The following is a 23,295-nucleotide window of genomic DNA, read 5'->3' as shown; positions in this document are numbered from 1 at the left end:
TAAGATTTATTCATGAGGGGATTAATACCTCCTCATGAATTTTGTATAAGTATTTTAAATTATAAGACAGCGCTAAATATTATTAGGAAAGGAGTAAGTGTATGAGTAAGAAATCACGAGATATTAAAGATTTTTGGATTTTTGTTGGACCAGCTTTATTCGCTATGACAATGGTTGTAATAATTCCGTTTATAATAGGTATATATTATACATTTACAAATTGGAATGGTGCTAATCCTCATTATGATTTTGTTGGAATAAAAAATTATACAGGAATTTTTAAAGATGCACAATTTATCTATTCTCTAAAAATAACAGTATTATATACAATTGCAAGTGTAATAACTATAAATATAATGGGGTTTGGACTAGCGTATATAGTAACAAGAAAATTAAAAACTAGTAGTTTCTTAAGAACAGGATTCTTTATGCCAAACTTAATAGGAGGATTAATTTTAGGTTTTATATGGCAATTTATGTTCAATTCAGTATTTACAGGAGTCGGTAAAGCATTGGGAAGTGCGACGCTTTCAACATCACTTTTACAAGCTCCAACTACGGCAATGCTAGCAATGCTAATCGTTTCAACATGGCAATATGCTGGGTATATAATGGTTATTTATGTGGCAGCCCTTGAAAATGTTCCAACTGATTTAATAGAAGCAGCTCATATTGATGGAGCTAATGGATGGCATACATTTAAAAATATAACAATACCTATGGTTAGACAAGCGGTTACAATTTGCTTATTCTTAACTTTAGCAAATTCATTTAAGTTATTTGATTTGAATTTTTCACTTACACCAATGAAAACCACTGAAATGTTAGCATTAAATATTTACAATGAAGCGTTTATTGTGAACAATATGGGAATAGGACAAGCAAAAGCTATTATATTCTTTGTACTAGTAACTACTATTTCTTTAACTCAAGTTTACTTTAATAAGAAAAAGGAGGTAGAGGTATAATGGAGCCAAGTAAAGTTGTTAATAACATAGAAAAAGTTAAAGCAAATAAAAAGCTAAAGACACTAGATAGTTATACTGGCAGATTAAAACTATTAGAAGTATTTTCATGGTTACTATTGATAGCATATATGACACCATTTTACTTGATGCTTATAAATTCATTTAAGACAAGAAGAGAGATTTTTTCAAACACAACTGGTCTTCCTGACACATGGAACTTTCAGAATTATTTAGATGCTATGAAAAAAATGAGTATAATAAGTTCATTTGCAAATTCTATGATAATAACTATAGGGAGTGTGGTACTAATAATTCTTTTGTCATCAATGGGTGCATGGGTGTTAGTAAGGGATCAGTCAAGAAAGAGTAAGATAATATTTTATATATTTACTTCAGGGCTGATCGTTCCATTTCAAGCAGTAATGATACCACTTGTAAAATGGATGGCAAAAATTCAATTTGGACCATTTCAAATGCTAGGAACGCACTATGGACTCATATTTATGTATATAGGGTTTGGCGTTAGTATGAGCATATTTTTATATCATGGCTTTATTAAAGGAGTTCCAAAAGAAGTTGAAGAAGCCGCAACCATAGATGGATGCAGTAAATGGCAAACATATGTGAAAATTATATTACCATTATTGAAGCCAATCACTGTTACAGTTACAGTTTTAAATAGTATATGGATATGGAATGACTTCTTACTTCCGTTCCTAACTATAAATGGAAAGATAAATACTATACCATTAGCGATGAACAACTTCTTCGGAGCATTCTCAAAGCAATGGGAATTAGCAATGGCAGCGTTAATTTTAGCAATAATTCCAATAATCATATTCTATTTCTTTGTTCAAAAGCATATTATTGCAGGTATTGTTCAAGGATCTATAAAATAGTTATTAATAAAGAATTGAGAATAACGTGAAGGTATAGAGAGGTAATAGGTAAGGTTTTTTAATCAAAATTCAACTTATCCTAGTTAAAGAATTTACTGAAATTAAGGAAATATAATTTAAATTTTAGTTAAAAAACCTAAAAAATTAAAATGCTTTTGATATGGGGTTTGGTCTTTGACGGCTATATTTTATTAGTTTAATTTAATGTGATTCTTTGTGCAAGCGATTGCTTAAAGCGTGAGAAGAACAGAGGGCGGTTATAAAAATAAATTTTAAGCAAAAGGTGGAAATTAGGAGGAAGATATGAATAGAAGTAGTGGTATAATAATGCACATTGCTTCTCTGCCAGGAAAGTATGGAATAGGGACATTTGGTAAAGAAGCATATAAGTTTGGAGATTTTCTAAAAAAGGCTGGTCAGAAGTATTGGCAAATACTACCGCTTGGGCCTACAAGTTTTGGAGATTCACCATATCAATCTTTCTCGGCATTTGCTGGGAATCCATATTTTATAGATTTTGATATTTTAAGACAGGATGGATTTTTAGATGCAAGCGATTATTATTCAGTGAGCTTTGGGGAAAATTCAGAGGATATAGATTATGGTTTGATTTTTAAAGAAAAATTAAGGGTATTAAAAATAGCATACGAAAAATTTAAATTAAGACAAGATAAGGGCTTAATTAAGTTTCAAGAAGCTGAGGCCTATTGGCTTGATGATTATGCATTGTATATGTCAGTAAAAAAACATTTTGATTTGAAGAGCTGGTATGAATGGGATGAAGACATTAGGTTAAGAAAACCAGAGGCAATAAATAGGTATAAAATCTTACTAGAAGATGAAATGGGATTTTGGAAGTTTTTGCAATATGAGTTCTATAAACAATGGAATCATTTAAAAGCCTATATTAATAATTTGGGAATTGAAATAATAGGAGATATGCCTATATATGTGGCAGAGGACAGTGCTGATGTATGGGGGAATCCTGAGGCATTCCTACTTAATAAAAAGACACTAAAACCATTAAAAGTTGCTGGATGTCCTCCGGATATATTTGCTGCCACAGGACAATTATGGGGAAATCCAATCTATGATTGGTGCTATATGAAGAAAACGGACTATAGATGGTGGGTTGATCGTATAAGACAAAGTTTGAACTTATATGATGTACTAAGGATAGATCATTTTAAGGGATTTGAATCATATTGGTCAATTCCTTATGGAGACCTAACAGCAGAAAATGGTGAATGGGTTAAAGGCCCTGGAATAAAAGTTTTCAATGCAATTAAAAATCATCTTGGGGACGTCAATATAATTGCAGAAGATCTGGGTACACTCACTGAAGAAACAATAAAACTTAGAAATGATACGGGATTCCCAGGAATGAAGATATTAACATTTGGGTTTGATACAGATAGCTCAAATCCTTTTTTACCTCATAATTATGAAAACAACTTTATAGTTTATACTGGTACACATGATAATGATACTGTACGAGGATGGATTGAAACAACAGCACCTAAAGAAGAAGTTCAAAGAGCAATAACGTATTTAGGTCTAAATAAAGAAGAGGGGTATAACTGGGGATTTATTAGGGGGGCTTGGAGCAGCATCGCCAATATTTCCATAGCACAAATGCAAGATTTCTTGAATTTGGGAAATGAAGCCAGAATTAATTTGCCTTCAACATTGGGGAATAATTGGCGTTGGAGAGTAAGGAAAGATGCATTGACGGATCAGTTAGCAGAAAAGATTCATCAGATTACTAGAACTTATGGAAGGTGTGATAATTAGCAGGTACTATAGCAAAAGTAAAGGATAGTGATAATTTATATGAAAGATAATCTCTGCAATAATATATACTTATTAATTATGGTGGAGATTAGCTACATATCTACTTGTTAATTAGAGGTGTGCTTAAGTTTATACTTCATAGTAATAGAAAGAAAGATTATTTGATTGTTGTTTAATAAAACCATATATATGGCAATTGTAACATCATTTTAAGTATGTTAATATTAAAATTATTAGAGGAAAATAGTTATAAAGCATAACATATATAAGTTTTTACTGTCATTAAGTGATTATTCCTAAAAAGATAGTATATTAGAATGTGATTAGATGTTTTTATGTTAGTAAACTTTATGAGTGATTTCTTATTGAGAATAGGAGTAAGTTATGAAAGTTACAATAAAGGAAGTAGCAAGAGAAGCGAATGTATCTCCATCAACTGTATCGAGAGTTATATCAGATAGTTCACAGATAAGTGAAGAGACTAAGGAAAGAGTTAGAGATGCAATAAAAAGATTAAAATACAAGCCAAATGCAATAGCTAGGAGTCTGGCAAATAAGAAAAGCAGAATATTAGGTGTAGTTTTACCTAATGAGGCTCAAGACTTAATCACTAACACGTTTTTTATTCAAGCTATGAAGGGAATGAGCAAATATGCTCAAAATAAAAAGTATTATATTACATATGCATTTAGTGAGGATGAAAAGGCTGAATTAGAATATATAAATAATTTCATAACAAGTAACTTAGTTGATGGAATATGCTTATTACGTGCAAGAACTGATGATAGAAGTATTAAATATCTTAAGGAAACACAATTTCCATTTGTAGTAATAGGAAGACCGGAAGAATCGGAAAATTTGCTATGGGTTGATAATGACAATTTTCAGGCTACTTACAATTTAGTAAATGAACTTGTAAAAAAAAGGCATAAATCTATTGCTTTTCTAGGCGCAAAGAAGGACTGGAATGTTACAAAAGATAGATTTAAAGGGTTCAAAGTTGCATGCGAAATTAATGGAATTTCAATACAGGATAAAAATTTCGTAATTATGGATGATTTTAATGAACAAGAAGGAATAAACGGAACAATTAAATTGCTAGAAAACATTACGCCTACAGCTATTATAGCAGAAGATGATGTATTAGCATTTGGTATACTTAAGGTACTTAATGAGAGAAAAATTAAAAATATAGATGTGGTAGGATTTAATAATAGTCCATTAGCGGAGCTCCAAATACCACCATTATCATCAGTTGATATTAATTCTGAAGAATTAGGGTATCATGCTACAAAAATTTTAATAGATTTTTTAGAAAATGATGATACATCGATAAATCACTATATTATAGATACTAAGTTAGTAAAAAGAGAATCATTTAAGTAACAAAATGTAATATTTAAATTTATATAATTGCAGGTAATTGATGAGAGTTAAAACTTTATCAACACTTATTAGGTTTTATTAAATATTAGGAATATATTTTAAATAAAAGAATTCTTTTACGAACAAATATTGTTTGGATTTAGAGGAATTCTTTTATTCTTATTTACATAATTACTATTAATATTATTATAGGTGAGGAGAAATAAACAAGAACCGATGCTTTGTTAACGTTTAACTTGATATAATTGGTACTTTACAAGATATAAGATATTGGTTTAGGTTAAAATCACTTTATTCAAAGGAGAGATTATGATGGGGAAAAGGATATATTATTAAAGAGAAGTAATAGGTATAGTATTAAGTTTTATGTTTTCTATTGGAACTATATGCTTATATCAAATGAGAAATGTTATAAATGAGCGTGGAATAACACAAAATATAATAAACAATGCAGCTGTACAAAATGTAATCAAGTGCAAGTTATTGTTAATGCCATAAGGGAACAAATGAAAATAGCAGAAGAACTTAAATCTGTGATTAATATATATAAAATATAGAATCAAAGTGTATAATATGTTAGTATTTGTATAAAGATAACTCAAAACTAAAAAGTTAGGGGTCTATATATGAATGATAAAAACTCTAGGATCAGCCATGGAGAAACATACATAAGAGATAAGAAGAAAAAAAATAATTATTTGAAATATATAACTTTTATATTGGTAATTATATTAGTTTTGACTGGATCTTTAATTTATTTAAAGTACCGAGAAGGTTTGAGTAATAAAAAAAATACAGCTAACTATAAAGCAACTGGCGAATCAGATAAGTCTATTGATGATGATAAATATAAAGCGAATCAATTCAAAGAACCAACAAAGAAAACGATTATTATTTCTTTTGCAGGGGATTTTACTTTAGGAACTGATACTAAATTCCCTTATGATGGTAGTCTACCAGCAGCGTTTATAGGTAGTGGAAAGAATTACTCTTATTTCATGCAAAATGTATCGAGCATATTTAGTAAAGATGACTATACATTAGTGAATTTAGAAACTACATTTACAGATTCCAAAGATAAAGCACATAAAGATGGAGAAGTATTTTATAATTTTAAAGGACCTAAGGAATACGTTAATATTCTTACTAACGGATCAATAGAAGGTGTTACGATAGCAAATAATCATATTTATGATTATGGAAAGCAAGGGATAAATGATACGATTAATACTTTAAAAGAAAAGAATATTGATATATGTGGTGAAGGATATAAAATCTTAAAGGATATTCAAGGAATAAAATTTGGATTTTTAGGGTATACAGGTTGGGAATATTCTAATAATTTAAAATCTAAAATAATAAGTGATATTAGTGAGTTAAGAAAGCAGGGAGCAGAAGTTGTTATTCCATACTTTCATTGGGGAGTAGAGAGAAAATATGAACCAGATGATATTCAAAAAAGTTTAGCTAGATTTTCTATAGATAATGGAGCTGATGCGGTTATTGGTTCTCATCCACATGTAATTGAAAGTATGGAAAATTATAAGGGGAAATTTATAGCATATTCTATGGGAAACTTTTGTTTTGGAGGAAATTCAAATCCATCAGATAAAAGAACTTTTATACTTCAAATTAAAGTTAATATTGAAGATGATAAATTATCTAGTCTTGAGTATAAAGTAATTCCAGCAATGATTTCTTCAAGAAATGATAAAAATGATTATATTCCAACTTTAGCAGGTGGTGATAATAAGACTATTATATTAAAAACACTAAATGAATTATCGCCAACGCTAAATGGTAATATTAAAGATGAGTTTTTTCAAATTAAATAGAGTTTTTATTGTTAATAAATATAAAGGCTGCTTCGAAGCAATTACTTCGAAGCAGCCTTTATATTAAGTGGAATTATTCATAATATGTCTTTAGCCATATTATTGGTACAGAATTGAAAGATAAATGTAAGGTTTATCAATATAAGAATAATTAAACTTAGGTTATTATATAAGTGATAAGACAGGAATCGATTTATACTAAGCTTTTATTTAAGGAAAAATTAATGTTTTATTAAGGGTTATGTTAAAGCATTAATGATATACTGATGAATATTAGGTTAATAAAGTTACATAAATTCAGTATAATGGAAGATTGCGAGAGAGTGTAAGAATTAATGGTGCTTAAAGAGTAACATATATATGACAATGTTAGTTAATTACTATTACATAGATAAACAGGCTGTTAAGAATAGGGGGAAGTTTTAAAAATGCCGAAATTAGATATCAAAAAGTTAAAACCTAAAGGCATAAGTCTTAAGGGGATGAAGCTAAAAAAGAAACCAAGTAAAAAAATAATATTAATATGTACAATATTTATAATAGTTGGAGCTATTATAATAGGAAAGTTTATTATGCCTAAGCCAGTTCCACAAGTAAAATGCACAGTTCTTTCTAAGGGGAAGATTGTAAATAGTGTTAATGTTTTGGGAGAAATAAAAAGTAAAGAATCTACTAACATATACAGTAATTTAAACAATCCAGTCCAAGAGGTGAAAGTAAAAGAAGGAGATAGAGTTAAAGCAGGAGATATTTTAGCAATGCTAGATTCGAATGGCTTAGAAAAAGATATTGAACAGGCTACAGCTACAGCTGATGCAACTGAAGCTAATGCTAAAACACAACTTGATTTAGCTCAAAAGGAATATAATGATGAATTGAATTTATATAATAACAACTCAAATGCAGATATTAAAAATGCAGAAGAAACACTAAGCTTAGCTCAAATTACTCTTGATGATAAAGCGAAGATATATGATAAGAATAAAGCTTTATTTAACGCTCAAGCAATTTCTGAGAGTGATTTAAATAAGATCAAGATAGATTATGACACTGCTAAATCAGACTACGAGAAAGCTGTGACAGCACTTGAAAATGCAAAGGTTAAAGTTGATCAAGCTCTAAATAAAGCAAAAAGTGATTATGAAACAGCACAAACAAATTATAATAATAAAAGCCAGAGAATAGCCATTGAAAAGCAAAAGCAGCAGCTAGATGATTGCACTATTAAGGCTACAAGTGATGGGATAATTACAAATGTAAATGCTGTTGTGGGGAATCCAGGAAATGGTGTTTTATTTCAGATCGAAAATTTAGATAATATAGAAATAACTGTACCAATTAAGGAAGTCGATATTGCTAATGTTAAAGTTGGGCAAAAAGCAGAGATAAAAACAGATGCAACAGGCGATAAGACTTTTCCAGGAGAAATAGAAAGTGTTAGTCCATCTGCTAGAAAAGAAGGTATAACTGTAAGTGCGAGTCAATCTGGGAATACACAATCTCAGTCTCAAGGAACAAGTTCAGATGCAGGCTTTGAGGCAAAAGTTAAAGTTGATAATACAGATGAAAATATGAAAGTGGGAATGAGTACAAGAGTAAATATTATTACAAATGAAAAATCTGATATTTATACCGTTTCATCAGATAGCATAGTTGAAAATGAAGATAGCAAGAGTATATATGTAGCAGAAAGGAGTGGCGAAAAAGCAAACCAATATATAATTAAGGAATTACCAATAGATACAGGACTTGAATCTGACTTTAATGTTGAAATTTCAGGAGAAGGAATTTCAGATGGAATATTTGTAATTGATGATCCTTCAACACATAAGCCTGGAGAGAAAGTTCAAATAAAAGGAAGGTGAGTTCTTTGAATGAAAATATAATAGAAATGAAGAATATTGTCAAAAGCTTTTATGTTGGGACTCCTAATCAATTAAATATTCTTAAAAATATAGATATAACAATAAAAGAAGGTGAATTTGTATCTATAGTTGGTGCATCAGGATCAGGAAAGAGTACTTTAATGAACATTATTGGAGCACTTGACAGGCCAACTTCTGGAACATATTTTTTAGATGGGACTAATGTTAATGAAGAAACAGACAATGGTTTATCAGAAGTTAGAAATAAACAAATAGGCTTTGTATTTCAAACTTATAATTTAATTCCAAGAAGTTCAGCTTTGAAAAATGTAGAGTTGCCAATGCTTTATTATGGAATGAATAGGAATGAAAGAAGGAAAAGGTCAGAAGAACTTTTGGAACTTGTTGGAATGAAGGATAGAATGAAACATCTTCCTAATGAATTATCAGGTGGACAAAAACAGAGGGTTGCAATTGCTCGTGCACTTGCAAATAATCCAAGTATAATACTTGCCGATGAACCAACAGGAGCCCTTGATTCTGCAACAGGCAGGATGGTTATGGATTTGTTTCATAAGGTTCATGAATTAGAAGGTAAGACTATAGTATTTATAACTCATAATTATGAGCTGGCAAAAGAAACAGAGAGAATTATAACATTAAGGGATGGAAAGATAATATCAGAAGAAGATAACGACAAGTATGTAAGAAAATTTCCAGATGGTGAAAAGATATGTTTATAAAAGAAAATATATTGCTTGCGATAGCAGGTATAAAATCAAGCAAGATGCGTTCACTTTTAACTATGCTTGGGATTATAATAGGAATATCATCTGTTATAGGAATTGTTTCTATTGGAGGTGCAATTACATCTAAAGTAACAAGCGAGTTGGACAACATGGGTGCAAATAATATGGAAGTTGTCTTAACTGAAAAAAAAGATGATGGAACCTCTGCAGGATTTAATGATGGACCAAGTAAACATCCAGAAGATAGCGATCTTATATCTTCAGAGCAAATAGACGCATTTAAAGAAATATTTAAGGATAGAATTAGCAGCGTAAGTATAGATGAGACAAAAGGACAGGGAAAGGTAAAGGATGGATATTTATATGCTAATGTAAATGCTATTGGAGTAAATGAGGGATACAAAGAGGTTAAAAATGTAAAACTGACTAGTGGGAGATTTATCACTGATAAAGATCTTAAAGGAGCGAAAAAAACTGCTGTAGTCTCTGATAAACTTATTAATAATATCTTTAAAGGAAAGACTGATCCACTAGGTAAAGAAATTAAGGTTTATACAAAAGATGAAGTTGAAACATATGCAATTGTAGGGGTATATGAATATGAAAATTCTTCACTATTCGGTGGAGGTGGTATGGCATCAGAAAAAGACAGAGTTACTGATTTATATATTCCTGTAACAACAGAAAAATCATCACAAAAAAACAAGAATTATCAATACTTTACTATTACCCCTAAACAAAATGTTGATGCCCAAAAGCTTGTAAAAGACATGAAAAAATATGGGGAAAAGCTATATAAAAGCAATAAGAATTGGACAATAGATGTTTTTAATAATCAAAGTCAAGCAGCGTCTTTTACGTCAGTGATTAATATGATATCCCTTGGTGTAGCAGTAATTGCAGCCATAGCATTACTTGTAGGTGGAATAGGAGTAATGAATATAATGCTCGTATCTGTTACGGAAAGAACGAGGGAAATAGGAACACGAAAAGCCCTTGGTGCTAAGAGCAGTCATATAAAGATGCAATTTATAACTGAGTCAGTGATAATATGTTCAATTGGTGGAACGATAGGAATAATATTTGGAATAGGCATGGGGGTAATTGCATGCATAGTATTAAAGTCACCTATATCAATATCTATTCCGACAATTTTAATAAGTTTTACTTTCTCAATGGCAATAGGAGTATTTTTTGGATATTATCCAGCTAAAAAAGCAGCAAGCCTTGATCCAATTGAAGCTTTAAGATACGAGTAAACAGATGAAAGAATAATAGATAAGAAATAAAGCATATATATTCTAATAAGTTTAATTCATCGAAGTTTATCTTAGATTAGTAGATAGTACAAGTCAGATAATTCTATAAAGAATAACTGTATTATTTAAAACGCCTATATAACATATGATTTATGTTATATAGGCAAATTTGGGAAGATAGCTATTTTAATTTTGCTAAAAGTTGAAATAGTTATCTCTTTTTTATTCAGGAGAAATTTTTATGTAATAATGAAATTTTAATAATCTAATTACATAGAAAATCGATATTTTTACTAATAATTATTGACAAGTCCATGTAACTATGTATAATTAGTATTAACAAAAAAATATCTGGATAAGTTAATCTTATTAAGAGCGGTGGAGGGACTGGCCCTTTGAAGCCCGGCAACCTGAAAAGTTTTATATATAAATTTTTCGTTGGTGCTAAATCCTGCAAGAGAATATCTTGAAAAATGAGAGGAATTAAGTTTTGGTAGAACTTATAATATGACTACAAAGTCACTTCTTGTTTTGGAAGTGGCTTTTTTTATTAATATTATTTCTGATATTAGCAATAAGTAATGCATTAAGCAAAGCAAATTTAAGGAGGCAAAATAATGACTTTAAAAAAATCTTTTGAAACAATTGCAGTCAGTGGAGTATCAGGTGGAGATAAAGAAACTGGTGCTATAAGCTTTCCGATATATCAGGCGGCTACGTTTAAACATCATGGTCTTAATAATAGCACCGGATATGATTATGCAAGGGCTCAAAATCCAACCAGGGAAGAAGCTGAAAAAACATTAGCTGTTTTAGAAGGTGGAAAATCAGCGATAGGGTTTTCTTCAGGAGTTGCAGCAATTACAGCCTGTATACATTTATTTAGGTCTGGAGATCATATAATCTTATCTGATGATTTATACGGTGGGACATATAGATTGTTTGATGATATTTTTAGAGATTTTGGATTGGAAGCTACCTTCATTGATACTACAATTACTAAAAATATATTGAATTCTATAAAAGAAAATACAAAGGCAATACTTATAGAAACTCCATCTAACCCTATGATGAAGGTAACAGATATAAAAGCAGTTGCAGAAATAACAAAAACAAATAATTTACTGTTAATTGTGGATAATACTTTCTTAACTCCGTACTATCAAAGACCACTAGAACTAGGAGCAGATTTAGTAGTTCACAGTGGAACGAAGTTTTTAGGTGGGCATCATGATTTACTTGCAGGATTCATAGTAGCAAATGATGAAGAAATATTAGAAAAACTCAGAAGAATTCACATGTCAACAGGAGCAACTTTATCTCCTTTTGATTCATGGTTAATTTTAAGGGGGATAAAGACTTTACATATAAGGTTGGAAAGGTCACAAGAAAATACGCTTAAGATAGCTAAGTTTTTAGAAGGTAATCCTAAAGTGGAGAAGGTATATTACGTAGGGTTAGAAGGTTTTGAAGGCTATGAATTGAATAAAAAACAATCAACTGGTTTTGGAGCAACATTATCATTTAGAGTAAAAGAAAAAGAATTAGTTGCCAAAATTTTAGAAAGAGTTAAAGTAATAAGATTTGCAGAGAGCTTAGGGGGAGTAGAGACGTTAATAACATATCCATTTACTCAAACACATTCAGAGATACCAGAAGAAATTAAGCAAAGACTTGGAGTAGATGAATATCTACTTAGACTATCAGTAGGAATAGAAAATGTAGAAGATTTGTTAAATGATTTAGAAAATGCTATAGGAAAATAGAATTTATAATAAAAAATAGAATGGGGCGTTAAATATGAATTTTGGAACTAAATTAATACATGCAAGTGGAGATATAGATCCGGCAACAGGATCAGTAAGCACTCCAATATATCAGACATCAACATTTCACCAATTTGATATAGAGAACTTCGGAAAATATGATTATGCAAGATCAGGTAATCCAACTAGAGACGTAGTAGAGAAATTAATTGCAGAACTTGAAGGTGGTGAGTGCGGATTTGCATTTGCATCAGGAATGGCAGCTATTTGCTCAGTATTATCGATATTCTCTGCAGGAGATCATATTATAATATGTGGAGATGTATATGGGGGAACATATAGAGCTACTACAAAATTATTCTCAAGATTCAATATAGAATTCACTTTTGTAGATGCATCAAATATTGAAGAGATAGAAAAAGCATTTAAAGAAAATACTAAAGGGCTTTATTTAGAGACACCTTCAAATCCACTGCTAAAAGTTATAGATTTAAGAACAGCTAGTAGGCTAGCTAAAGAAAATGGGGCAATAACTATAGTGGATAATACATTTATGTCACCATATCTGCAAAGACCTATTGAGCTAGGAGTGGATATTGTTGTTCACAGTGCAACTAAGTTTCTTGGAGGGCATAGTGATGTCATAGCAGGTCTTGTTGTAACTAAAACAAAGGAACTAGGAGATCGAGTTTATCAAATACAAAATACTTTTGGGGCAGTACTTGGACCACAAGACTCGTGGCTTTTGGTTAGAGGTATTAAAACATTAAAAGTTAGACTAGATGCACTTCAAAAAAGTGCTCAAAAGTTAGCAGAATGGCTTGAATCTAGAGAAGAAGTTGAAAAAGTATATTATCTTGGATTACCTTCTATGGAAGGAAGAGAACTACATTTAGAACAAGCGGATGGGGCAGGTGCTGTATTATCATTTAAATTTAAAACATTCGAAAGAACAAAAATATTTTTAAATAATGTAAAGAATGTAGCAGTAGCCGTTAGTTTAGGTAGTGTTGAAACTATAGTCTCATATCCAGCTAAGATGAGTCATGCTTCAATTCCAAAAGAAGAAAGAGAAGAGCTTGGAATAACAGATACATTGATAAGAGTATCAGTGGGATTAGAAGATATAGATGATTTAATAGAGTCATTTAGAGAAGCAATAGAAAAATAAAAATTATAGGAATAAAGTTAAGTAGCTATAAAGTTGATGAAAAAGGGTAATTTATATAATCATCCTTTTTCATGCTTTCGATTAGAGGAACAATTCCATTAAATTTGATGCAATGAAGAAAAACTAGGATTAATCGAATATTATAATTTAGAAAATATCCTTTATGTAAGCAGAGAATTAGGAAAGCATTATTTTAATTTTTTTAATATATTTATAAGGTTTATTATGGAATAATCTAATGTAATTACTTCATCATCAGAAAGAGAAGAGATTTTTTCAGCAAAAGAATTACAAATGGCATTACGGAGAGAATTCAGTAAATCATAAGCTTTTGGTGTTAGCTCAACTCTAAGAATCCTTCTATCATTAGGGTCCGGGTATCTATTAACTAGTTCATAATTAATGAGGTTATCTATAATTGGAGTCATGTTGGATTTTGATATACCTATATTATCTGCTATTTGAGAAATAGGAGATGAATTGCTGTGCAAAAGATAGAATATAACTCTAGCATGTGAAGGAGGAATAGAAAAATCAGAGCAACATTGTTTGTCATTTTCATGTAATGATTGAAAAATTTTAGACATATCTTGTACTTTGAATATATTACTTTGAATAATCCATAAAAAGCTAACTAAGGAATCTGCAACTTTAAATAAATTTTCTTTTTCCATATTAAAACAAATCCTTCCCGAGGTGGTATATTAGTAAATTATAAACTATTGATAAATTGAAGACAATAGATGAGGATTATTGATTTATAATGATTCTGATAGAAAAAGGTAAATTAGTATGACTTTAATACCTAAAGAAATACATTTGATGATTCTATATCGCCTATATTGAGTGATGGTGTTACTATAGATCAATATATGAGTATATGAGTGATTGCAATAAGTACTAAGCAGATAAAAGTGCAAATGCAAATAAATTAACAGCTAGTTTGATATATTTAAAAAAATTCAGGCTTTAGCCAATTGCTCGAAATTTAATTGAAGTAATATTTAATATACTTAATAGGTTTAAAACACTTACTAAGTATATTTTTTTGTTTTGTAAAGATAATAAAAGTATGCTTTCTTTTCGATCATTTTAGGCTATAACCATGTATTTTCAACAGTTTAACATTAACTTTAAATTTGTCATTGAAAACGTCACTCAAATTTGAAGTTGTTTAAATTGAAAAGGTATTCTTCATAGTTTAAGATAGTAAATGAAAGAACTAATAATAAATTATATAAATAAAAATAGATGGAGGTTTTATTATGGAAACTAACAAATCGTCTCTTAAAGGAAGCGTGCAAAGATTAGGTAGTTTTTTAAGCGGTATGGTATTACCTAACATTGGTGCATTTATTGCTTGGGGTCTAATTACAGCTTTATTCATTCCAACAGGTTGGATGCCAAATGAATATTTAAGCAAGCTAGTAGATCCAATGATAAAGTATTTGTTGCCATTACTTATTGGTTATACTGGTGGTAAAATGGTATACGGACACAGAGGTGGCGTTGTTGGTGCAATAGCTACAGCAGGTGTTGTAATCGGTGCTTCTATTCCAATGTTCTTAGGAGCAATGATTATGGGACCTTTTGGTGGATATGTTATCAAGAAGGTTGACCAATTATTTGAAGGAAAAATTCCAACAGGTTTTGAAATGTTAGTTAATAACTTTTCAGCTGGTATTTTTGGTGGACTTGTATCAATTTTAGCATATACTTGTATTGAACCAGTAGTTACTGCATTTTCAAATGGTTTAGGAAGTTTAGCAACTGTAGTTACAAATATGGGTCTTTTACCATTAATAGACATATTTATTGAGCCTGCTAAGATATTATTCTTAAACAATGCAATTAATCATGGAATATTAACTCCACTTGGAGTACAACAAGCACAAGAAGTTGGTAAGTCAATATTCTTCTTACTTGAAGCAAATCCAGGTCCAGGACTTGGTATACTTTTAGCTTATACTTTATTCGGAAAAGGAAATGCAAAACAATCAGCTCCAGGAGCTATAATAATTCACTTCCTTGGAGGAATACATGAAATATATTTCCCTTACATTTTAATGAAACCAGTATTAATACTAGCAGCAATAGCTGGTGGAATATGTGCAGATTTAGTTTTTGTATTAACTCATGCAGGTCTTAGAGCAGCAGCATCTCCAGGAAGTATATTTGCAGTATTGACTATGACAGCAAGTGATTCATATTTAGGAGTTTTAGGAGGCGTTGCAGTAGGAACAATTGTATCATTCTTAGTTGCATCAGTAATTCTTAAGGCATCAAAGGACAATGGAGAAGAAGAAAATCTTGAAGAAGCTCAAGCTAAGATGAAAGGTATGAAAGCAGAAAGCAAAGGTGCAAAAGCTTCAGAAACTGTAGTTAATGTATCAAAAGCTGATGTTAAATTAATAGTTTTTGCTTGTGATGCAGGTATGGGATCTTCTGCAATGGGAGAATCTATTCTTAAGAAAGCATTAAAAGATGCTGGAATTACTGATGTTGGAGTTAAGCATTCATCAGTTGATAGCATTCCACAAGAAGCAGATGTTGTATTTACTCAAGAAAACTTAGTTGAAAGAGCAAGAAAATCAGCTAAAACTGCTAATATAATTACAGTTAAGAATTTCTTAGATCGTTCTAAGTATGATGAGTTTATTAACACATTAAAATAATAAGAGATTAATTAGTAAAAGAGATTTCAATAATATAACTTTTAGGTATTGGTAAATGAATTCATTTGCCAATACTATTTTTTTATTTAATAAAATAGTAGAGATAAGAGTGAATAATAGTTAAATTTTAAATTTGTCATTAGAAATGTATCACAGTTTTGAACTTGTTTGAATTGAAAGGATGTTTCATATAGAGTAATATATATATTGAAAGAAGCAATAATTTATAGTAATTAAATAGGAGGTTTTATTATATAAAACTTTATTTAGACAAAGTGACTTCCAGCTTGAACTTTGGATAAACTGGTAGATCTGATGATAACGTTTATGATGCAAAGGGTTATTAACTTTAAATTAGCAGTTTTATTTAAGATGTGTGTATGGGATCTTCTTTAATAGGAAAATCTATTTTTAAAAGAATTTAAGAAATTTAAAATCTAATGACATCTGAAGATTCTACTTCAAGTTAAAATTAATTGTTATAGATATGATCAGTCTATCAATATATACAAAATAATAGATAAATCAGGTGAGATATTATGAATAATTTAACGCCTAGACAACAATTCATATTAAGTACAGTATTAAATGAAGGAACTTTTAATATAAAACGGCTTCATAAAGATCTTGACATAAGTGAGAGAACTATTTTAAGAGAACTTTCTTCTATTAATAAAAGATTAAAGAAGAATAGTATAACTATATTTAATGACGAAAATATGAATTTAAGTATTTCAGGTAATAAAGAAAATATAGAGGAAATAAAGAAATCATTAGATATGGTTCCGATTCCTTGGCTATTAAGTAAAGAACAGAGACAAATAGTTATCATATGTGAACTATTAGTTAGTAATGAGCCACTAAAAGCTTCGTACTTTTGTCATAAGTTCAATGTTGTAATGGGAAGTATAAGCCTTGATATAGACAATATTGAAGAAAGGCTAATATCTAAGAATTTATGTGTGATTAGAAAGCGTAGCTATGGGATAAGTATTCAAGGATCAGAGTGGAACAAGAGAAATGCATTAGTAGAACTATTCTTTGATTTTAAACCTTTTGAAGATTTAATAGCTTTTCTTTATGATGAAAAAGTTGATCCAATAGTTAAAACTTTGTTTAACATTGTTTTTGGGAATGAAGCCATTCAATTAGTAAAAGATATACTAAAAGATATAGATTTTGATTATCTTAAAGGAAATGATGTTAAATATTTTAGTTTGTTTATCCAGGTATTGCTATCTATAAAAAAGACAAAAAATGGAGAAATTATATATTTACCTCAGGAGATTAAAAATAGTATATTATCTTTAGAGGAATATAGAAAAATACAATATTTAGGTAACCTATTACAAAAGAATAATATAGATATATGTGAAGATGAACTTGTTTACCTATGTTTATATTTAAGTGATTACAAGTACTTTTTTAACAACAAGCATCTTATAGAATCAGATATTAACTATGAGAACATTGCTAAAGAAGTTACAGAGGAAATATCAAAAAAGATATATGTTGATATTACTAAGGATGAGCAGTTAATAAGAGATTTGACTCAACATTTTAAACAAACATTTTATATGTTGAATTTAGGATTAAAAGTTATAAATCCTTTGATTAATGAAATAAAGGAACATTATTCAGAGTTATATAAAATTATAAAAAATACTTGCAGATTAATATTCTCTAGGTACAATTTTAAGATTCCTCCAGAAGAGGTTGGATATATAACAATGCATATTGCTGTTGCAGTACAAAAGCAACAGGCGATGTCAAAGAATATAAAAGCACTTGTTTTATGTCCAAGTGGCATAGGTACTGCAAGAATACTATGTAGTAAAGTAAAGTCTATATTTAATGAAATCAATGTTATTGATGTGGTATCCTTACATGACATTAATAGTATAATTGATAAAAATAAATATGATTTGATCCTATCCACTGTTCCTGTAAACTTGAAAATAAAACATAACCTAATTGTTGTTTCTCACTTTATGACTGAAGTGGATATAGAGAATATAAGTAATTTTATTTCTAACTTTAAAGCTAGTAATAATGAAAGAGAACTAGAATTATTTGCTCAAACAAAAGATAATACAGTGACAAATCACGAATATGAATTAGCTAATACGATGGTTAAGAATTTTCAGCTAAAAAAATCAGATAGTGATTCATTTATTAATTTAATAAATTATATAGTGGATGATATTCACAAGATTGATATTGGAACAGATAAAGAGGTAATAAGGGATCTTATATTTAAGAGAGAGGAAAATGGAAATGTTGTAATTCCGGGAACTCATGTAGCCCTTATACACACAAGAAGTGATACAATAACTGCTCCATTTGTAGGAGTGTATAGAATAAATAAACCTTTATCTATGAAGAGTATAGGATTTTCCACAGAAGATGTAGATACCTTTATAGTAATGTTTGCAAGAAATACTGAAAGTAATTATATACTTAAGATTCTTGGAAAAATAAGCGTTTCATTAATAGAAAAGAAAGAATTTGTTGAAATGCTAAGACTAAGTAACACTATAGATATTAGAGATTATTTAATTAATATTATAAATAACGAGGAGGAAGACTAATGGAAAAAGGAATTTTAGTAAAAGAAGGAATAGTATTAAATGTTGCGTCAGAATCTAAGGACAAGGCGATAGAAAGAGTTGGTAGACTTTTAATTAATGGAGGATACGTTAAAGATAATTATATAGAGGGAATGAAAGCTAGAGAAGAAGAAGTTACAACTTATATGGGAAATGGTGTTGCTATTCCTCATGGTATGAATGAATACAAGAAAGAAATACTTGAAACAGGAATAGTTATAGCCCAATACCCTAATGGTGTAGATTTTGGTGAAGGCAATACTGCTTATATAGTAATAGGAATAGCAGGAAAAGGCGATGAACATATGGAGATATTATCAAAGATAGCTTTAACTATTCAATATGAAGAAAATGTTGAAAGACTTAGAAAAGCAAAGACACCAGAAGAAATAATGGAGATTATAGAAGAAGGAGAAATGTAATATGAAAGCAATTCAATTCGGTGCAGGAAACATAGGAAGAGGATTCATAGGTGCATTACTTTCAAAAGCAGGATATCACGTAGTATTTGCTGATGTAAATAAAGAAGTAATTGATAAAATCAATGAAGATAAAAAATATACAATACATGTGATGGATGTAAATTGTGAAGAAATAGTAGTTGAAAACATAAGCGGAGTTATTTCTATAAATGATGAAATTTTAGATGAAATAAAAGAAGCTGAAATTATAACAACAGCAGTAGGTCTTGTTGTATTACCAAGAATAGCTCCAACAATAGCTAAGGGAATACAACTTAGAAAAGAAGCAGGAATCAAAACACCATTAAATATAATTGCATGTGAAAATGCAATAAAAGCAAGTTCTCAATTAAAAGCAGAAGTTGAAAAATGCCTAAGCGAGGAAGAAAAAGCTTATTTAGAAGAATTTGTTGGATTCCCAGATTGCTCTGTAGATAGAATTGTTCCACCAGTTAAGAGTGAAAACATTCTAGATGTAGTAGTTGAAAAATTCTATGAATGGAATGTTGAAGAAAAAGCATTCAAAGGAAGTATTCCAGCAATTGAAGGAATGAACTTAGCAGATAATTTAATGGCTTATATAGAAAGAAAGCTATTCACATTAAATACTGGTCATGCAATTACAGCATATATAGGAAATTTAAAAGGTTATGGAACAATAGATGAAAGTATAGCTGATGAAAAAATATATAATGTTGTTAAGAAAGCAATGACAGAAAGTGGAATGGGCTTAGTAGAAAAGCATAAATTTGATAAAGAAGCTCACTTCAAATATATAGATAAGATTATTGGAAGATTCAAAAATCCTTACTTAAAAGATGATGTATCAAGAGTTGGAAGAGAACCACTTAGAAAATTAAGTGATAGTGATAGATTAATAAAACCATTAATGACTGCTAGAGGATTTGACTTAAGCGTTGACAATTTATTACTAGGAGTAGGTGCAGCATTACACTACAATAATCAAGAAGATACACAAAGTGTAAAACTACAAGAATTAATAAAAGAAAAGGGCGTAAAAGGAGCGATAGCAGAAGTTGCTAATATCGATGATAATGACTTATTAGAAAAGATAGAAAAGGCATATAATGACGTTTTAGCAATATAGAAAACTCATTTAAGGTGGATAATTATCCACCTTAAATATTTTATTAATAATTTTTAGTGATTTAACATATTAATAATTAATTATCTGAAGATGATTTTGTAACCAAAAAGTAATAATAAAATATATATATAAATATAGACAATTGAAAATAATATGATAAAATAGTCAAAGAGGCATAAATAAAGAAAACAGAGGTGATGAATGGAGAAGAAAGAAAATCTTAAAATCAATAAAAAGCGCCAGGACTAAGTGAGATTTAGTTGAAAGTGAATTTTTACAGGGTTGGTTTTTATAAAAGGAATTTAGTTAATAGTAAGCTTTGATATAAGTTACGCGAATAGCTAATGAAATCTTTTTAAAGGAAACTCGACTCACGTTCGTTCGCTGAGTAAATTCAACTATCCAAATCGAAGATTTGGAGTTTCATTTACGTCGACGAGGTTGGGGAGTATCGAAACTTCGGCGGGTGCCCCACGGTATCGCACTACCGTAAACGACTGGTAAAACTGTGAAGTGATTCACAGGACAAATTCAGTCTGGTGTTAAAACCTTTGTTTTAATTTTAATTTCTAGGATTACTATGCCCTTTTATAATTGTGCTAGGAATGAAGTTAAAAGAAGAATTAAAATTAAATATTATGTGAAAAAAGAGAGGAAGATAAATATGTGCGGAATAGTTGGATATTTTGGAAGTAAATCAGCAAAATCTTTTTTAGTAGATGGATTATCAAAGTTGGAGTATAGAGGTTACGATTCAGCAGGTATTGCAGTTGTTAATGATGGTAAGGTAAGCATCGAAAAGCATAAAGGTCGTCTTACTAACTTAACTGATAATTTAGGACAAGGTAAAGCTGAAGGAACACTTGGTATCGGTCATACTAGATGGGCAACTCATGGAGAACCATCAGATATTAATTCACATCCACACCAAAGTTCAAAGGGAGATATTACTGTAGTTCATAACGGAATTATAGAAAACTATCTAGAACTTAGACAATGGCTTAAAGGAGAAGGATACGAATTTGTATCTCAAACAGATACTGAAGTAATACCAAATTTGATTCACTACTATTATGAAGGAGATCTTTTTAAAGCAGTAGTTAAAGCTACTGAAAGACTAGAAGGAAGTTATGCATTAGGTGTAGTAACTGGAGCAGAACCAGACAAGCTAATTGCAGTAAGAAAAGATAGTCCACTAATTGTTGGTTTAGGACAAGATGAAACATTTATTGCTTCAGATATTCCAGCGATAATAAGCTATACAAGAGATATCTATCTTTTAGAAGATAGAGAATTTGTTGTTATAGGCAAAGATGGCGCTAAAATTTTAAGCGCTGATGGAAGTGAAATAAAGAAGGATGTTTTCAAAGTAACTTGGAATGAAGACGCTGCTGAAAAAGGTGGATATGATTCATTCATGTTAAAGGAAATCAACGAACAACCAAAAGCTATTAGAGATACAATGGCATCAAGATTATCAATGAGCCATGATATCACTTTTGGAGACTTTAAGTTATCAAAAGAGGATCTTAATAATATAGATAGAATATTTATAGTAGCTTGTGGAACTGCATATAATGCAGGACTTATGGGAAGAGTAGCAATTGAAAAATTAGCAAGAATTCCAGTTGAAGTTGATATAGCATCAGAATTTAGATATAAAGACCCATTAGTAACTAATAAATCCCTTGTAATAACATTAAGCCAATCAGGAGAAACTGCTGATACATTAGCGGTTCTTAGAGATTGTAAGAAAGCTGGAGCTAAAACTTTAGCTATAACAAATGTTGTAGGAAGTACAATTTCTAGAGAAGCTGACGATGTACTATATACAATGGCAGGTCCAGAAATAGCAGTAGCTTCTACTAAAGCATATACAACACAAGTTGTTGTTATGTATATGATGGCAATGTATTTCAGTGAATTAAAGGGATTAATGACTAAGGAATTAGAAAAAGAATTAAAAGAAGCATTATTATTAGTACCTGAAAAAGTTCAAGTAATTTTAGATAAAGCAAGTGAAGTAGAAGAAATTGCAAATCTTTTAACTGATGAAACAGATGTATTCTATTTAGGTAGAGGTGCTGACTATGCATTATCTATAGAAGCATCATTAAAGCTTAAAGAAATTTCATATATCCATTCAGAAGCATATGCTGGTGGAGAATTAAAACATGGAACAATTGCTTTAATTGAAGAAGGAACTAAAGTAATAGCATTATTAACTCAAAAATCATTAAGAGAAAAAATGGTAAGCAATATAGTTGAAGTTAAAGCTAGAGGAGCAGAAGTAATTGCAATTGCTTACGAAAATGATGTATTAGATGAATCAATTTTCGATAAAGTAATTAGAATTCCAGAACTTCTTAACTTAGTTTCACCAATAGTTGCTGTAGTTGCATTACAACTTTTAGCTTACTATACAGCTAGAAATAAAGGTTGCGATATAGACAAGCCAAGAAACTTAGCTAAATCAGTAACAGTAGAATAATTGATAATTTAAAACAATTTATATTGAGCATGAAGAACTCAGGTCTAATCCTGAATCTTCATGCTTCTTTTATTTTTGCAATTAATTATAGTAAAGAATATCTAGTGGGGATCAAGATTGAAGATGTTTCGTCTAAGGAAAGGGGCACAACAATAAAGAAGTAACAGCATTAATAGAGAAAATACAGTGTTCTACCTCAATCGTTGATTCAGAAAATGACAAGCTGCTTAGATATCAGGCAAAGCAGTTGTATGAAGAA

16 protein-coding genes and 1 riboswitch are annotated in these 23,295 nt (G+C 30.1%); of the genes, 15 read left to right on the top strand and 1 reads right to left on the bottom strand.

Translation table 11 applies throughout. The annotated features are described in order from the left end of the window. Positions 1–101: 101 nt before the first annotated feature. From T483_RS0109325 to T483_RS0109280, 10 genes are all read left to right on the top strand, one after another. Complete coding sequence (locus T483_RS0109325; protein ID WP_026886623.1) at positions 102–968, top strand: carbohydrate ABC transporter permease; 867 nt, start codon at positions 102–104, stop codon at positions 966–968. Beyond that, the gene (locus T483_RS0109320) at positions 968–1,867 is read left to right on the top strand and encodes a carbohydrate ABC transporter permease (protein ID WP_026886622.1); all 900 of its coding nucleotides are present in this window, start codon (positions 968–970) and stop codon (positions 1,865–1,867) included. The genes T483_RS0109325 and T483_RS0109320 overlap by 1 nt, the downstream gene beginning before the upstream one ends. Before the next feature lie 303 nt (positions 1,868–2,170). After that, positions 2,171–3,661, top strand: a complete 1,491-nt coding sequence (gene malQ / locus T483_RS0109315; protein WP_026886621.1) for a 4-alpha-glucanotransferase — start codon at positions 2,171–2,173, stop codon at positions 3,659–3,661. 384 nt (positions 3,662–4,045) lie between these two features. After that, positions 4,046–5,047: a LacI family DNA-binding transcriptional regulator gene (locus tag T483_RS0109310; protein WP_026886620.1), complete on the top strand. Its 1,002-nt coding sequence runs from the start codon at positions 4,046–4,048 to the stop codon at positions 5,045–5,047. A 626-nt stretch (positions 5,048–5,673) separates the two neighbouring features. Beyond that, positions 5,674–6,882: a CapA family protein gene (locus T483_RS0109305; protein ID WP_026886619.1), complete on the top strand. Its 1,209-nt coding sequence runs from the start codon at positions 5,674–5,676 to the stop codon at positions 6,880–6,882. A gap of 428 nt (positions 6,883–7,310) precedes the next feature. Then, positions 7,311–8,747, top strand: a complete 1,437-nt coding sequence (locus T483_RS0109300) for an efflux RND transporter periplasmic adaptor subunit (protein ID WP_026886618.1) — start codon at positions 7,311–7,313, stop codon at positions 8,745–8,747. Between the two features lie 5 nt (positions 8,748–8,752). Further along, positions 8,753–9,490, top strand: a complete 738-nt coding sequence (locus tag T483_RS0109295) for an ABC transporter ATP-binding protein (RefSeq protein WP_026886617.1) — start codon at positions 8,753–8,755, stop codon at positions 9,488–9,490. After that, positions 9,481–10,755 carry an ABC transporter permease gene (locus T483_RS0109290; protein ID WP_026886616.1) on the top strand — a complete coding sequence of 425 codons (1,275 nt, stop codon included), beginning with the start codon at positions 9,481–9,483 and terminating at the stop codon, positions 10,753–10,755. The genes T483_RS0109295 and T483_RS0109290 overlap by 10 nt, the downstream gene beginning before the upstream one ends. A gap of 363 nt (positions 10,756–11,118) precedes the next feature. Further along, a riboswitch (SAM riboswitch) is annotated at positions 11,119–11,235 on the top strand. Positions 11,236–11,372: 137 nt separating this feature from the next. Further along, a complete protein-coding gene (locus T483_RS0109285) occupies positions 11,373–12,521 on the top strand; it encodes a trans-sulfuration enzyme family protein (RefSeq protein ID WP_026886615.1) in 1,149 nt (382 codons plus the stop codon). A 34-nt stretch (positions 12,522–12,555) separates the two neighbouring features. Then, the gene (locus T483_RS0109280) at positions 12,556–13,692 is read left to right on the top strand and encodes a trans-sulfuration enzyme family protein (protein WP_026886614.1); all 1,137 of its coding nucleotides are present in this window, start codon (positions 12,556–12,558) and stop codon (positions 13,690–13,692) included. Positions 13,693–13,880: 188 nt separating this feature from the next. On the opposite strand, the gene T483_RS0109275 is transcribed toward T483_RS0109280, so the two are convergent. Beyond that, positions 13,881–14,366 (bottom strand): MarR family winged helix-turn-helix transcriptional regulator, encoded by a 486-nt coding sequence (locus T483_RS0109275; RefSeq protein ID WP_026886613.1) that lies wholly within the window; start codon positions 14,364–14,366, stop codon positions 13,881–13,883. Positions 14,367–14,957: 591 nt separating this feature from the next. Between T483_RS0109275 and T483_RS0109270 the strand changes: the two genes are divergently transcribed. The 5 genes from T483_RS0109270 (at position 14,958) to glmS (ending at position 23,036) form a co-directional block, all read left to right on the top strand. Continuing rightward, the gene (locus T483_RS0109270) at positions 14,958–16,367 is read left to right on the top strand and encodes a PTS mannitol transporter subunit IICB (RefSeq protein WP_026886612.1); all 1,410 of its coding nucleotides are present in this window, start codon (positions 14,958–14,960) and stop codon (positions 16,365–16,367) included. Positions 16,368–16,906: 539 nt separating this feature from the next. After that, a complete protein-coding gene (locus T483_RS0109265; RefSeq protein WP_026886611.1) occupies positions 16,907–18,958 on the top strand; it encodes a BglG family transcription antiterminator in 2,052 nt (683 codons plus the stop codon). Next, on the top strand, positions 18,958–19,398 hold the full coding sequence (locus tag T483_RS0109260) for a PTS sugar transporter subunit IIA (RefSeq protein WP_026886610.1): 441 nt from the start codon (positions 18,958–18,960) through the stop codon (positions 19,396–19,398). Before T483_RS0109265 ends, T483_RS0109260 begins: the two co-directional genes overlap by 1 nt. A 1-nt stretch (position 19,399) precedes the next feature. Then, a complete protein-coding gene (locus T483_RS0109255) occupies positions 19,400–20,545 on the top strand; it encodes a mannitol-1-phosphate 5-dehydrogenase (protein ID WP_011967597.1) in 1,146 nt (381 codons plus the stop codon). A 664-nt stretch (positions 20,546–21,209) separates the two neighbouring features. After that, positions 21,210–23,036, top strand: coding sequence for a glutamine--fructose-6-phosphate transaminase (isomerizing) (gene glmS / locus T483_RS0109250; RefSeq protein WP_026886609.1), 1,827 nt, complete (start codon positions 21,210–21,212; stop codon positions 23,034–23,036). Positions 23,037–23,295: the final 259 nt, after the last annotated feature.

Source organism: Clostridium beijerinckii HUN142 (assembly GCF_000621745.1).
GTDB lineage: Bacteria > Bacillota > Clostridia > Clostridiales > Clostridiaceae > Clostridium > Clostridium beijerinckii_A.
Note: the sequence above shows the minus strand (reverse complement) of the source record. Positions and strands in the feature narration are given on the sequence as shown.

Excerpts from the sequence above, each read along its gene's own strand:
- T483_RS0109305 (WP_026886619.1), top strand. The coding sequence starts at position 5,674 with ATGAATGATAAAAACTCTAGGATCAGCCATGGAGAAACATACATAAGA.
- T483_RS0109285 (WP_026886615.1), top strand. The coding sequence starts at position 11,373 with ATGACTTTAAAAAAATCTTTTGAAACAATTGCAGTCAGTGGAGTATCA.
- T483_RS0109300 (WP_026886618.1), top strand. The coding sequence starts at position 7,311 with ATGCCGAAATTAGATATCAAAAAGTTAAAACCTAAAGGCATAAGTCTT.
- T483_RS0109310 (WP_026886620.1), top strand. The coding sequence starts at position 4,046 with ATGAAAGTTACAATAAAGGAAGTAGCAAGAGAAGCGAATGTATCTCCA.
- T483_RS0109320 (WP_026886622.1), top strand. The coding sequence starts at position 968 with ATGGAGCCAAGTAAAGTTGTTAATAACATAGAAAAAGTTAAAGCAAAT.
- T483_RS0109260 (WP_026886610.1), top strand. The coding sequence starts at position 18,958 with ATGGAAAAAGGAATTTTAGTAAAAGAAGGAATAGTATTAAATGTTGCG.
- malQ (WP_026886621.1), top strand. The coding sequence starts at position 2,171 with ATGAATAGAAGTAGTGGTATAATAATGCACATTGCTTCTCTGCCAGGA.
- T483_RS0109265 (WP_026886611.1), top strand. The coding sequence starts at position 16,907 with ATGAATAATTTAACGCCTAGACAACAATTCATATTAAGTACAGTATTA.
- T483_RS0109280 (WP_026886614.1), top strand. The coding sequence starts at position 12,556 with ATGAATTTTGGAACTAAATTAATACATGCAAGTGGAGATATAGATCCG.
- glmS (WP_026886609.1), top strand. The coding sequence starts at position 21,210 with ATGTGCGGAATAGTTGGATATTTTGGAAGTAAATCAGCAAAATCTTTT.
- T483_RS0109325 (WP_026886623.1), top strand. The coding sequence starts at position 102 with ATGAGTAAGAAATCACGAGATATTAAAGATTTTTGGATTTTTGTTGGA.
- T483_RS0109290 (WP_026886616.1), top strand. The coding sequence starts at position 9,481 with ATGTTTATAAAAGAAAATATATTGCTTGCGATAGCAGGTATAAAATCA.
- T483_RS0109255 (WP_011967597.1), top strand. The coding sequence starts at position 19,400 with ATGAAAGCAATTCAATTCGGTGCAGGAAACATAGGAAGAGGATTCATA.
- T483_RS0109270 (WP_026886612.1), top strand. The coding sequence starts at position 14,958 with ATGGAAACTAACAAATCGTCTCTTAAAGGAAGCGTGCAAAGATTAGGT.
- T483_RS0109275 (WP_026886613.1), bottom strand. The coding sequence starts at position 14,366 with ATGGAAAAAGAAAATTTATTTAAAGTTGCAGATTCCTTAGTTAGCTTT.